This window comes from Paenibacillus sp. FSL R5-0928 (assembly GCF_037970385.1).
Classification (GTDB): Bacteria; Bacillota; Bacilli; order Paenibacillales; family Paenibacillaceae; genus Paenibacillus_AQ; species Paenibacillus_AQ odorifer.
Window position 1 is genome coordinate 5,520,162 of record NZ_CP150225.1, and the last position, 14,086, is coordinate 5,534,247.

11 protein-coding genes are annotated in these 14,086 nt (G+C 45.7%); 2 read left to right on the forward strand and 9 right to left on the reverse strand.

Going from position 1 to position 14,086, the window contains the following annotated elements:
- Positions 1–186: 186 nt before the first annotated feature.
- Together MKZ16_RS24935 and MKZ16_RS24940 are read right to left on the reverse strand one after the other, a co-directional pair.
- The gene (locus MKZ16_RS24935; protein ID WP_038572950.1) at positions 187–423 is read right to left on the reverse strand and encodes a hypothetical protein; all 237 of its coding nucleotides are present in this window, start codon (positions 421–423) and stop codon (positions 187–189) included.
- Positions 424–661: 238 nt separating this feature from the next.
- Positions 662–1,303, reverse strand: a complete 642-nt coding sequence (locus MKZ16_RS24940) for a bifunctional 2-keto-4-hydroxyglutarate aldolase/2-keto-3-deoxy-6-phosphogluconate aldolase (protein WP_038572952.1) — start codon at positions 1,301–1,303, stop codon at positions 662–664.
- A 347-nt stretch (positions 1,304–1,650) separates the two neighbouring features.
- Between MKZ16_RS24940 and MKZ16_RS24945 the strand changes: the two genes are divergently transcribed.
- Entirely contained in the window at positions 1,651–2,601 is a 951-nt protein-coding gene (locus MKZ16_RS24945; protein WP_036677538.1) for a sugar kinase, read from the forward strand.
- Between the two features lie 482 nt (positions 2,602–3,083).
- Here the strand turns inward: MKZ16_RS24945 and MKZ16_RS24950 are convergent, their stop codons facing one another.
- The 7 genes from MKZ16_RS24950 to MKZ16_RS24980 form a co-directional block, all read right to left on the reverse strand.
- The gene (locus MKZ16_RS24950; RefSeq protein ID WP_038572957.1) at positions 3,084–4,100 is read right to left on the reverse strand and encodes a LacI family DNA-binding transcriptional regulator; all 1,017 of its coding nucleotides are present in this window, start codon (positions 4,098–4,100) and stop codon (positions 3,084–3,086) included.
- Between the two features lie 72 nt (positions 4,101–4,172).
- Positions 4,173–5,291 (reverse strand): hypothetical protein, encoded by a 1,119-nt coding sequence (locus tag MKZ16_RS24955; protein ID WP_076105894.1) that lies wholly within the window; start codon positions 5,289–5,291, stop codon positions 4,173–4,175.
- The gene (locus tag MKZ16_RS24960) at positions 5,288–5,782 is read right to left on the reverse strand and encodes an RNA polymerase sigma factor (RefSeq protein WP_232061440.1); all 495 of its coding nucleotides are present in this window, start codon (positions 5,780–5,782) and stop codon (positions 5,288–5,290) included. The genes MKZ16_RS24955 and MKZ16_RS24960 overlap by 4 nt, the downstream gene beginning before the upstream one ends.
- Positions 5,783–5,960: 178 nt before the next feature.
- Positions 5,961–8,024, reverse strand: coding sequence for a glycosyl hydrolase 115 family protein (locus MKZ16_RS24965; protein ID WP_256715519.1), 2,064 nt, complete (start codon positions 8,022–8,024; stop codon positions 5,961–5,963).
- An 865-nt stretch (positions 8,025–8,889) separates the two neighbouring features.
- A complete protein-coding gene (locus tag MKZ16_RS24970; protein ID WP_076105890.1) occupies positions 8,890–11,565 on the reverse strand; it encodes a ComEC/Rec2 family competence protein in 2,676 nt (891 codons plus the stop codon).
- Positions 11,566–11,678: 113 nt separating this feature from the next.
- Positions 11,679–12,197 carry a dCMP deaminase family protein gene (locus MKZ16_RS24975; protein WP_036677545.1) on the reverse strand — a complete coding sequence of 173 codons (519 nt, stop codon included), beginning with the start codon at positions 12,195–12,197 and terminating at the stop codon, positions 11,679–11,681.
- A 113-nt stretch (positions 12,198–12,310) separates the two neighbouring features.
- Complete coding sequence (locus tag MKZ16_RS24980; RefSeq protein WP_076105888.1) at positions 12,311–13,021, reverse strand: ComEA family DNA-binding protein; 711 nt, start codon at positions 13,019–13,021, stop codon at positions 12,311–12,313.
- Positions 13,022–13,208: 187 nt separating this feature from the next.
- On the opposite strand from MKZ16_RS24980, the gene comER reads away from it, so the two are divergent.
- A complete protein-coding gene (gene comER, locus MKZ16_RS24985; RefSeq protein ID WP_076105886.1) occupies positions 13,209–14,060 on the forward strand; it encodes a late competence protein ComER in 852 nt (283 codons plus the stop codon).
- Positions 14,061–14,086 lie beyond the last annotated feature (26 nt).

Below are 14,086 nucleotides of genomic sequence, written 5' to 3' on the forward strand. Positions count from 1 at the left end.
GCAACCGTGTAATTAATATTTTTAGCCAATAATTCCTACTAAGCATACAGGGGAAACAACAATCATTCAAATACTCTTTTTCACTATCTTAGTAACAAAAATGACATCAAAAGAAACGGCCTATCCCCTTGTCGGAAATGAAGCCGTCTGTCTTAAATATTACCCTCCGGAATCGAGCAAGAAACTCTATTTATAGAGCGCAATTTTGCAGAGCATGAAGACCGCGTAGTTTTCCCTAGTCTCATCATCCACCACATAGGCTTCTCCATTCTCAAATAATTGAGGGTTATTGTAATTGCGCTCTAATCTGTAGATCTGCCCTTCCGTCACCTTACAACCATGGAATGCCGACTCAATTTCTACGTACTCAGCATCATCTTCATCCGCTGCTTGATACAGCTTTTTGTCATTATAAGCAGGCATATACTCACTCCCGGCTGGATAATAGATCCTGACGTTCAGTCCATGTATCACTACTCTTCTATTATATAGTTTATTATCTTTATCCCGATTCTATACTTTCTAAAAAGCATAGAATAAAAGGAATATGGACAGCTCAAAGAAAATCAACATAAAAAGGCTGCATGGCCAACATCTGTCAGCCACACAGCCTATAAATAAAAACGCGAATCTGGATTTCAATCTTCGTTCGAACTATACATTAAATCCCTTTTATCTCTTTAAACTTCGCCACATATTGGGCAGCAAGATCGGTAATCTGATCGTATCGGCCATTCTTCGCCGGTGCAGTCAAATTCCCCCCAATGCCCACAGCCATGCAGCCGTTTGCAATCCACTTCTCCATATTGTTCAAATCCACACCACCGGTCGGCATAATATTCACATGTGGCATAGGACCTTTAACCGCTTTTACATAATCCGGACCGAAAGCACTGCCAGGGAACAGTTTAAGCACATCCACGCCGTACTTCAACGCTTCCTTCATTTCATTTAATGTCATGCAACCAGGCATATAGGGAATGCCGTAAAGATTACACATCTTAGCTGTCTCCACTTCAAAAGAGGGACTAACGACAAACTCTGAACCTGCAAGAATGGCTATTCTAGCTGTTAATGGGTCCAAGACAGTTCCGGCGCCAATCACCGCACGACTCCCGTACTCTGCAACCAATCTCTTAATCGCCACGTCCGCGTCTGGTGTAGTAAAAGTTACCTCAATATTATTTAGACCGCCTTCTATACAAGCAACGGACATCTTAAAAGCTTCCTCAGCACTATCTGCTCGAATAACCGCTACAACCCCGACGGATGCCACATTCTGTAATACTTTCATTTTCTTCATCAGTAGACTCCCTTTCTCTTGGTACGATCATAGATAAACAGGAAATACTTTTTTAGATAAACTTTTTTTATTAAATTTACTAATTATTGCGTTTTGTTCTATAAGGAAATAGTAATAACAATACGATTAACAGTCAATACATTTTTACTACATCAGGTGGAAATAATCAATAAAATCTAATAAAAACCTTTATAAAACAAGGGTTTATGGAAACATTATTTTCTTTTTACGAAAAAAGTTTTTTGGTTAAAAATCATTCTTTTATTGTACAAAACCGATTTATGTGATAATTTCAAATTACAAATCATTATACTGGGATAAAATCATTACCCTAGGAGGAAGTAAAAATGAGTAAACAGCTGGATGCCGTCACTTTCGGGGAGCCGATGGCGATGTTTTATGCGAATGAGGCCGGTCCTCTGCATGAAGTATTTTCGTTCTCCAAAGCATTAGCAGGTGCAGAAAGCAACGTGGCTACAGGCTTGTCGCGTTTGAATCATCCTACAGGTTATGTTACGAAGCTTGGCGAAGATAACTTTGGCACATTCATTGCTCAGGCGATGAAGAATGAGAACATTAATACGGACAATATTACTTTTACTAAAGAGTATTCAACAGGTATGCTTATCAAATCGAAAGTGGTTACCGGCGATCCAAAGGTCGAATACTTCCGCAAAAACTCCGCGGCCTCCACGCTTAGTCTGGAGGATTTTGACGAGGCCTACTTCAATTCCGCAGGACATCTGCATGTTACAAGTATCTCCGCCGCTTTGTCCAAGAACTGTCTTGAATTTTCTATTCACGCTATGGAATTTATGAAGAGTAAAGGAAAGACGATCTCTCTGGATCCTAATCTGCGTCCTAGCTTATGGCCGGATACAGAAACAATGGTGAGTACCATCAATGATCTGGCTACACGCTGCGACTGGTTCCTGCCGGGACTCGGTGAAGGTAAAATCCTTACCGGACTGAGCACACCCGAAGAGATTGCTGACTATTACCTGGAGCGTGGCGTAAGCTTAGTCGTCATCAAGCTTGGCCCTGAAGGCGCTTACTATAAATCCTCTGCTGGGGAAGGTTACGTGGACGGATTCAAGGTGGAGCAGGTTGTTGATACGGTGGGTGCAGGTGATGGATTTGCGGTTGGCGTAATCAGTGCGATGCTGGAAAAGCTTCCGATTGCTGAGGCCGTCAAACGCGGCAATGCGATCGGTGCGTTAGCCGTCATGTCGCCAGGCGATATGGACGGACTTCCCACCCGTGAGGAACTTGCGAAGTTTATGCAACAAGAAGTCTAATAATCGCAAAAGAGCAGCGATTCTCCGTTATTGGAGGAGCGCTGCTCTGCTTTTTGGGTCGCTGATTGGCTGCTATGGCTATGCTATTGCTACTGCTATTGCTATTGCTATGCTATTGCTATGCTATTGCTATGCTTCAGCAGTGTAATCACGTACCCCTGGGGCTTTCGGACCCAGAAGACGCTATTTGCGATTTTTTTACCTTTGCGGCGTAGTTTCGGACTCCAGTGACGCTATTCCTTATGAAAAAGGGCATTTAGCATGTTTTCCATGCCGATAACTGCGATGGGGTCCGATTGTACTCCAAATATGGGATTATACTGCTTATAAGATCAGCTGAGTCCGATAGCGACTTCCTGCGCGAAAATATTACTCAATCAAACCCAAGTTTAGTGTTTAGATAAAGTTAGGTCCAATAAAAGAGGGAGTGCTCAACAAGCTAAGAAATAGCTGCTGGGCACTCCCCTTTTTATAGTTCAAACTTATTTGTAAGACTTCACCGACTGCCCTTGCTGCAAGGTCGGCGGGAAACGATATGTAATTGGAACAGAAGCTCCCTTATCCTCGATACAAGAGAGTATAATCTTGGCAGCCTGCATCCCCATCTCGTAAGCAGGCTGTCGGATTGTCGTAATGACCGGATTATATATTTGCGCGAATTCCGCATCATCTATCCCGATGACCGACAACTGTTCTGGAATAGAGATGGCATTTCGATTCGCATATTTCAGAATTTCCGCTAGTGTGATGTCGTTCGTAGCCAGCAACGCTGTCGGAGGCTCCGGCAGTGCTAATAAGTGTTCCAGCCCCGAAGCTAATTCCTCTTTGGATACACTGCAAATATACTCCTCACGCAGCGTTATGCCCGCTTCTTCCATCGCTTTTTTATAGCCACTAATCCGCTCTTTCCGAGGGGTAATCGCATGCTCCCCAATTGGGAGGGACACCAGAGCAATCCGCTCATGACCTTGCTGTATTAGCTGCCCTACGCCTATCTTTGCCGCCATTTCATTGTCCAGCAATAGACTCTGCGTGGTGATTCCATCTACCAGACGATCCATAAAGACTAGCGGAAAATCAGCCTCTATCAGCTTGCTATAGGCAGACGGGTTATTCCCTGTAGGAAAAATAATCAGCCCGTCCACCTGACGTGCGATTAAGGTTTCTACATACTTGCTTTCTTTCTCCGCATTCTCATCCGCGTTGCATATGATCACTTGGATTCCGTGATGCTGCAGCTCATTCTCAATCGCCCGGATACATTGGATTGACAGCGTATAGTCAATATTGGCTACGATGATCCCGACCATATGCGTCCGATTCTGCTTCAGACTGCGCGCCAGACCATTCGGCTGATAATTAAGCTCCTCAATTACTGCCTCAATCCGGTTTTTCGTCGCTTCACTCATATATTTAAAACGTTTGTTCAAAAATTGGGAGACCGTACTTTTCGAAACTCCCGCTTTTTGAGCCACATCATCAATCGTTAACTTCTTCATCGCTTCGGCTCCACTCTTCTCAAAAGAAAATACTTTATCAAAAAGTATAGCTTTTATTTAGTGATTTATCTACTAGGGAGTATTGTTCATATAATCCATATAAAGCTTATTTTGTTGCTCTTCGGATAAAAAAGCCCAATTCTCATCCAGCCACCCCAATCCAGCTTTCGTAAGAATATCCGCTTTACGTTGTTCCCCACCCACTTTATAATCCATAATTAATGTTTCTCCCTTAATCTCTTTAAAACCAATTGCTGTAGCAGGTGTTGGAATGCTCATGGTCTCCATATCATAAAGTACGGTTTTCTCTTTGTACTTTTTATCCCCTGCATGTTCTAAGTAACTAAGTACGAGTTGTCCATGCTCCTTATCAACAGCGATTAATGACTTGTATTCTAAAAGTGTATTATCGAAGGATGCAAGCGCTATTGGAACTACAGATTCTCCTGCCGCTGCTTTTTTAACATTAAGCATTGAAAATTTAACATCCTCATACATTCCTACACCAAGAGTCATTTTGAAGGAAATTAACAGGACGTAATCGCCTGCCCCAAAAAATCCACTCAAATATTGATACGTACTTGCCCCTCCCCCATAAAGAGGAAAAGTATAAATCCTAGTAGCCGAAGAAGCCGATAGCTCCGTCTGGTCCTTAGAGCTCAGGTAAAGAGTGAACGGTTCTGTAGGATGTGTGTACTTTGGCTTCTTGTAGTCAACCATCGGGGGTGGCGGCGACCAAAGAATTCCCGCTGTTGTCTCAACGGCATACGCTTTGCTCTTATCTCTGTTCATTGGCAAAGGCATGTAGTATTTCTTACCGCTAATCTCAAATTCTACTGGACTTGTCGGAGGTTCTAACGCTTTATCATTAGTTGCAGAACTAGAAGAAGGCAGTATGCCTGCGCCTTGTGACTGAACGGATGGCGAATGGATTGGCCCTGTATTTTTCCATACCCCCATAAGCAAGGTAAGCGCACCTATCAACAAAACCGTAGCCAGACTGGTTAGAAGCACATTTTTATTCATCCAATAACGTTTGTAACCTGAATTTTTATTCACAGCAGCCTGTTCGATCCGCATCATTAACTCAGGCGTGAAACCATCTTCAATGAAAGGTCTTTTGCCTGCTTCCGCATACCAATCCGTCTGCCCGATCATCACTGGATTACTATCATCCGCGTTGCGTTTCATTCCCTCTCCTCCTTCTGGATAGCCTCTTTAACCTTCTCTCTCGCCCGCGCGAGCCGAGATTTCACGGTTCCTTGTGCTACATTCAGCAAATCTGACATTTCGGCAATGGATAATCCATGTTGAATATCTAGCACAAGCACCTCTCTGTTCTTCTCTGGAAGGGTCATAATAATTTCCCAGATACGGTTCGCATACTGATTGCCGAGAGCTTCTTTTTCCGCAGAAGGAGCATTAACAGTAGTAGGTTGATCGCCCAAAGCTATGAATCTGCGCCAAAAGCTATTTTTGCTCCAACTGAAGGCCGTATTTCTGGTAATTGTAAGCAGCCAGGTTTTCATCGAAGATTGACCCCGGTATTTCCCAACATTCTTATACGCCTTCAAAAATACTTCTTGGCTGATATCATTTGCCTGCTCTCGACTTCTAGTTAAGAAAAAAGCATAATTCCACACATCCGAGCCATACGCCTCCATCATTTCCCGCAAACTCATTGCGGGCGCGTACGCTGCTGTATATGGTATATCTTCGCTTAGCATGTTTCGCCTCACCCCTTGCCTAATAAGACTTTCCAAACTTGAAAAAGTTCCCTCTAAAATAAAAAAATAGGTCATTCATTAAAAAACACCACCGATGAACGTTTTAAGCGTTCACTAGTGGTGTGCGGATATTTTAAAGAGAGCTGAATTTCTCCTCCAGCCGCCGTGCAAGCTCATCGTCCGGTAACGGATTACGATGCGTATTTTCCAGATAGATATGCTTTTCAGTCTCGGGCATCAAATATTCCTTATACCATAAAAACATATCCGGACTATCCCCCTGAATCCGCAAAAATTTACGCGCTGTTTCTACATGATCTATAGTGTTGGCAATATTGGTCAACCAATCAGCCCGATAAAAATGCTTCCACTGACCGATCTCTGCCCGTAAAAGAGCCTGCTGGCCCTCCTTATAATCCCAAACCGCATGTGAAGCTTCGATAAACGCCTCTGGAAATCGCTCTTCTTGGTAACACATATACGCCTGGCAAAGAGAGGATAACCCTCTGCACCCGCTCCAATGCAGCTCAATTTGAACTAGCAGTTGAACATGCAGCCTGTTTCGCTCTTTTTCGGGTAAAAGTTCCATCACCTCTAGGCACTGCTTTCGCAGCAGATACCAGACTAGTACAACTCGCTCAGCTCGATCCCTGAACCATCGAACCTGCTCTACAAAAGGAACATCCCCTGCGGCCCAGCACAGACGTTCATCGCTCTCCGTCTTATTTTGCAGCCAATGCCCTATAATCTGCCTTGCCGGATGATGATAGAATTCATCGCCTGCGCGGTCGTCAGCATTAGGACCATATACTATGGTGTTTTTGAAGTAGCTTTTGTACAATTGGGCAATTCGCCCCTGCTGCGCTGTGTAGAAACGGTTAACGAAGGTCTGAAGCTGTTCATCAGCATCTGCTGTTCCATCCATCCACAACTTTGCTGTCAGATCTAATGTATAGAGATGAGGCAAAATATTCCCTGAATTCACCAGCAGATATTCACTAGCCCCTGCCGCAAATGCACCCTGTAATTCCTCCACTATAAAGGACGGATCCGTAGGGAATTGTGTTAGATGATTGGAGGCCTGCAAATCGTGGAAGGTGACGTGGTAATATACCCCGTTTTTGCCTTGATCACCTGCCTCGGGTAGAGCAGGCACGCGCAGATTCAGATGGCCATGTCGCCGCGACACCATTTTGCCGTATCCGTTATCCGCCCATATTTTAATAACACCTTCTGGAACTTCGATCTTTCCCTGTTTATACAGCTCCGCAATTTCTCCGTACATCGCCATACAGCACACAGGCTGGTCCACATATTCACAGATCATATCGTATTGCTTGCGAACCACAAATGAGATCAAATCGCCCCGTTTCTCCGGAGTATCAAAAGAGGGGTCATTCTCCCAAAAAGGTTTATCGCCCTGTCCGCGGAAGGAGAGCACCCAGAGTGTTTTTTCATCTTTTTGCCGCTCGATGGCTTCTCTCCACAGCTGTTCAAACAATTCTGGATATTCTTTATAGCTAGCCTGCTTGCCCGGAAAAGCACGCAGGAACATTTGCGCGCCAAGCGGCTCCGCATGATGATGTGTGATCCACAGTCCCATATCTACCGCAAGCTGATGATGAACTCCGTCTCTCGGCAAATCTGTCCCCGGGATTACCATATTTCCACCACAGCGCAGCAGCGCTTCAAAAACAGGCTCCCATACCTCCGCCGTCGGAGGATAATCCTCCTTCCAGCCAATAAGACACACTTCATCATTCACGAACCAACCTCGGTAACGTACCTTTGGCTGAATGCTGTTGTAGTCAGAAACAGGCAGATTGATCGCATCTTTCTTAGCAGGAGGAAGCTCCGCCCAGAACCAGAAGGGATCGACACCAAGCACGTGGCGGCTGTAATGAAGCATCCCATAAATAATGCCCAATTCATCACGGCCGATAATATGCAGGACCCGATCCTCTTCACTACCTGCAAAATGCAAACAAAAACCCTCTGCCCATTCCGGGCAGCCATCATCCTGTGTTGCATAACGAATAATTACAGTAGCTGCTGCTCCTTGTAACGGAGCTTTTCCGAACACCTGCTCATGATCTCTGGCGATCATTCGCCAAGCATGTCCAATTGGATTACTACATTCCACTTGAACATCGTATACACTTTCCGCTGTGACTCTAAATTCTGCATATGTATTCACTATCGCTTCATCTCCTAATTCGCTACAAAACACGGAGGACATAAGCTTCTCACCACCGGGCTTTGAAACATAGTTTAAGTAGGCATAGAGTTTACCAGAATCTTCTATCTCTATTATAAAGCGTTTACATAGATTGTGCATGCACGCGTAATAATTACTGGAGGAGGACGGCGGTTACTGGAGCTGGAGCTACTGCATTTGAGCAGTTGGTGCTAGACAGGACAACAGTTACGACAGTTACTGCAATAGAGCAGCTGGTGCTAGAAAGGGACTACAGTTACTGCATTAGAGCAGGTGCTAGAACAAATGGACTGGAATCATCAGCAAGTAATCGGAATTTGGGTGGAAGTTAACATCGTTACAACGATAATATGTAACAGAAGCGCTTTGGTATGTTCATATGGAGCGTTCTATTGCACTTTGTGCAACTAAAAAAGATCTTTCCAGCTCATAAAGTGATTTAGTTGCACTTCATGCAACTATTTCTGCTCAAAATTAGAGAAATAGGCATTTTTCCAGATTCCAAGTGTACAAAGTGCAACTAAATGAAGATCCAGCTAATTTAAAGTGCGATCTATTGCACAAAGTGCAACTAAACGAGTTTTTAGGTTCTATGGTGTCTATGGGGAAGAATGCAACGGAGGAGCTACATAGATTCTGCGATATTGATACATGATGACCTACTCTGCACTAACGCGACAGAAGGAGCTACTTGAGCTGTCTACTACCTAAATTAATTCGGATAGGAGCAACTTTGCCCGCTTACACAAACCGCAACAGTAGAAGTCCGTGTGCACTCACAATTCCCTCTTTCATACCCCAGCACTCAATCACATTACTCTACTACCTTCCTCTACTACCTTCCTTAATCCGCTCCCTCCGCCAACTTATGACGCACCATAATCCCGTCGGCCCGCACACGCATCTGAATCTCCCCCTGCTGATCCGTTCTAAAAATAGCAGCATGATTAACTTCCAAACGTTCCAATACCTCAGCTTTCGGATGACCATATAGATTATTTACTCCCGCAGAAATCACCGCAGCCGATGGATGCCAGAACTGCAGCCAAGACTCGCCTGTTGAAGTTTTGCTCCCATGGTGAGCTACTTTTAAAACGTCAATGGAAGGTCCTGCGTTAATACCCTTTTGCAGTGCTTGCTGCACAATCTCCTCCTCGGCTTCCAGATCCATATCTCCGGTAAATAGAAAATTTCTTCCGTTCATCTCTAAACGAAAAACTACAGAATCGTGGTTCTGATCCTCTAGCATTGGGATGCCATTCAGCATAGAAGCACCTGACGCTGCTCCCTCTCTATCTTGTTCCTCCGGCCATAAAAAGGACAGCTTTGTCTTATCATCCGGGGAAAGCCTCATTCCCTGATGCACGGCATACAGTTGAACATTGTTCTCCAGCGCAGTCCGCATCATCTCCATATAAGATTCACGGTCAGCGAGTGTGCCATTAAAAAGCAGTGCCGAAACCGGAATCGCCTCCATAACGGCTTGGAGTCCCCCGGCATGATCCTGATCCCCATGAGTCAAAATAATCGCGTCCAGACGGTGGATCCCACGTTTTTTAAGCAAGGGCACCAACACTTTAGCCCCTACCTCGAACGGGCTGCGGCGAATCCGCCATTCTTCTTTTTGCCCAAAATTTAACGTTCCTCCACCATCTACAAGGATATGAGCTCCTTTTGGTGTAGTGATGAGGATACTGTCGCCTTGCCCGATATCCAGATAACTAATCGTCCCTTTACCTTCCATTCTTTCTGACTGATAACCCTTGTACAGCATTAGGCCCAGTCCAACCGCAGATAGTAGAACAATCGCTCCGCTCCAACGTACAAACATAGGCGCATCCAAAAAATACTGTGCGCTCCCCGCTCCCCCAAACCCGCCGTGCTTGTTCACAGCTAAACCAATCTCAGCTAACGGCCTCGTCTCATCCTCCATATACTGCGGTGTTGCGCGGGCTTCCATTCTTAGCTTGGCAGCATACAACAGCCCGTACAACAAGACATAATACACTCCGATCCACAGCAGTGAAGGCGAGCGCCAAATCAAAACTCCACCAGCAAAACCATTGATCCATTCAACCGCATAAAAAGTAACGTTATTCAGCAGCTCCGTAATATGTGCCAAAAAAATTGCAGCATCTCCCCACAATCGTCCAAGCAGTAGCGCCAGCGTTCCTAAAGGCAATACAATAAAAGTAATAAAGGGCACAAAAACCAGATTAGCCACTAAAGACAGCAGCGAAAATTGATTAAAATAATAGATCGTCAATGGAAATGAGACCAACTGGGCAACTAGAGTCACAGAGACGGCGCTTTTAAGCCAGCGTGGCAGTGCCCTCAGCAGAGGGTCCATAAGCGGAACGTAGACCATTAATCCTAAGGTCACCAGAAATGACAACTGGAAACTGACACTGAGCAGCATGTAAGGATTCCAAATCAGCATAACCAGTGCCGCTGCAGCCAAAATATTCAGTCCATCCTTCAGCATGCCAACTCGTGCAGCGAGCAATGCAATCATACTCATTAATCCCGCACGTACGATAGACGGACCCGCACCTGTCAAAAGGACGTATATGGGAACGAGCACTAAGGTGACTGTTAGCGTGGTCTCTTTTGTCATCCGTAAGCGCCTGAATATAAATAAAAGAACACCAACATACACTGCAACATGCATGCCTGAAATGGCGAGGATATGTGTCAACCCAAGTTGTGAGAACTGCTTAAAGGTATCCGGATCGAGATCATCCTGCATCCCAATCACCAAACCCTTCATATATCCAGAGTGGCGCTCTTGAAACAGCCGATCCGTCTCTGCTCCAAGAACTGCCCGCGCTTTATCATTCCAGCGTAAGATCATTAACGGACGCCATGAATCTGGAGCCGTTGCTTGCACGTTCTCTGCCCCCTGACCCTTTAGAAGCCAGTGGATCTTCTGCGTATGTAAATAGGCTCGATAATCAAACCCTCCGTAATTCCGCGCTGTCGCTGGCTCTTCAAGTACGCCGTTTAGCGACACCTGATCCCCTCTGCGCCACTCCGCGGCAATAGCGATTTCTTGCTCGGCAAGAAGTTTGATCTGCACCATAATTAACTCCCCATGCCCCCTTTTATCTTGTTCGTCCCGCGGATCAGGCGAAGCGGCCTCTTCCTCAGTAATCAACGATAACTCTGAGAGCTTCATCGTAAAATCAACCCGGTCCCCGTCCCGTTCCACAACGGAAATAATCGTCCCCTTAGCCTCCACGGCAGTCTCATTCAACTCCGAAAATAATTTCCCCAGCACTTCAGGCAGGTGACTTACATTGCGGCCTTCATTCCATTCCCAATATCCAGCGGATATAATAATCGCCAAACAAAATACCGCCAGCTGTTTCCAGCTCATGTTCACCCAAACTCTCATACTAACCAGTAACAATAGTAATCCAGCCCCCGCCAACCACAAGCTAATCCCTGAGTATAAACACGCTGCTGCACTTCCAGTCACCCAACACACTGTAAAACTTAATAAGGGTCTCTCCTTCACGCCTCCATTCTCCTCCTTTCGCAAGATAAAAAAAGAACCTCTGCATACGCCATAAAAGCGTACGAGAGGTTCTTCCTCAAGTCATCTTATTCAATTAGGGTTGTACAATACAGCTAATCCGCTACTTTAATCATCGTTTCACTTGGCGGCTCATAATTTTCCAATTGGCGAAATACGATGCCTTTGGCAGCCATCATTGCCTCTACCTTTTCCATATCCTTACGGTAAGGACGATAATACACAATCTCCACAATACCGCTATTAGCCAGCATATTTGCACAGGTCCAGCAAGGCTCATCCGTCACATAGACGGTGCTGCCTTCCCGGTCAATCCGGTCTGTGAATAGCAAAAGATTCTGTTCCGCATGAATCGTGCGAATGCAGCGCTGTTTCTTCACCATAGTCTCTACGCCATCCACGATCTCCATCTCATATTGCTCCGAGAGCATACAACCTGCCTCTGAGCAATCAGGTACGCCCATTGGCGCCCCATTGTACGCGGTACCAAGCAGCTTTTTGCCTTGCACCAGCACAGCACCTACATGTCGTCGTGAGCAGCGTGAACGAGTTGAGACCATACAGGCAATGTCCATGAAATAAGTATCCCAGTCTTTACGATAGGCAGTAGTCATAATCAATCTCCATATCCTTCTAAATAGTTGTTAACTATTGTAGCACATCCCCGCAAGTTTTCACTAGGACAACGGTTGTGGCACTTCCAACGATCTTCATTTCCTATTTATCTTCAAAATATTACTAAAGCTTTTAACTTCTCCAGCATTTTAGGTCCTATCCCCTTTACCTTCCCCAGATCAGATAGGCTGCGAAAGGTCCCTACACGGTTGCGGTAATCCATAATTGCCTGAGCCTTCTTTTCTCCGATGCCCGGAAGATCCATCAGCTCCTTAACACCCGCAGTATTCACATTTACTTTACCTTCCTGTGAAGCTGCTGATGCGGAAAGCTCAGTCGCCTCCTTAGCCGCAACAGCTTTATCCCCTGCCGACGTTTGCTTCCCTGCAATGTTTGGCGTTTGAACTTCTGCCCCTGTTGGTGTTTGACCTTCTGCCGTTGGTGTTTGGCCCGCTCCTTTTGCTCGCTCCCCCGCAGCGGCTGCCGTAGCTTTTTCATCTGCCGAAGTTTGGACAGCTTGTTCTGCTTGTTCAGCTTGTTCAGCCTCCTTAACCTTCTCACCGTCTTCAACATTCCCAGCAGCTTCAGCCTGCCCTGCATCTTTCTCTAAATGTTGCTTATTTCCTTTCGTCTGATGACCTCCCTCACTGCCCCCAGCAGCTGGAGCGTCACCAGACTCAGCGATTCCAACAGCTTGCTCCATACCAACATTCAAAGTCTCCCACCCGGCAATCCCGGAATCGCCCTTACTTCCCGCCGCCCAGAATAGCCCACTTCCTATTACAGCAGCAGCCACTCCGAGCACGATACTCCCTTTATTCATATCACTTTCCTCCTCACAAAAATTCTTCTTATGCCTTTTTGTGAATCTTCATACATTCCTGCGGCTGGAAACTCCTTTAATAATTCATACAAAACCTGTCATCTGTCCAAGTCTATCCTGCATACATATAACGAAGAGCATTCATGTCAGTTAGTAAAAAAGCAACGCTAGAAAGGAGGAACCACAGGTGAAAGTAGGATTTATCGGAACAGGCAGCATGGGCAGCCTGCTGATTGACGCCTTTCTTTCTTCCGGAGCCCTGAATCCGTGCGATGTACTCGCCAGCAACCGCAGTCTGAATAAACTGCTGGAGCTAGAAGATCGTCATCCCGGCATAAACTTATGCGGAAGCAATAGTGAAACAGCGACTGGAAGTGACATTGTTTTTTTATGTGTAAAACCGCTGGAATTCAAAACCTTAACAGATGAGATTGGCCCTTATCTCCGCAGCGATCAAATCGTCGTATCCATTACAAGTCCCGTTCAATTGCAACATCTGGAATCCGCTTTGCCGTCCAAAATAGCCAAGATCATCCCCAGCATTACACACTGTGTCAAAAGTGGGACATCACTGTGCATATTTGGCAGCAGGCTTAATAAAGAAGACAGGCTTGTGCTGCTGCAGCTGTTGTCTTTCATAGGTGTTCCTTTGGAAATTCAAGAGGCCCATACCCGAATCGCTTCTGATTTCTCCAGCTGCGGACCTGCGTTCTTGAGCTATTTCATTGAACGCTGGATTGAAGCTGCGGTGGAAGTTACCGGGATTGAAGAGACGTTAATCAGCCGGCTTGCAGGTGAAATGCTGCTTGGAACAGGCAAGCTGCTAACAGAAGGAGAATTCACCCCGCAAGGGCTCCAAGAACGTGTAGCTGTCCGTGGCGGGATTACCGCAGAGGCACTGAACCATCTTCGCATTAGCCTTGAGGGCGTATTCGAACGTCTCATCATGACTACGCATGATAAATACGATGAGGATGTCACCAAGCTGGATGCGCTATTTGGGCATGACGGTATTATTCAAAGTCCTGTAGACCGTTAGAAAACAATAAAACCCGCAGCACGGAG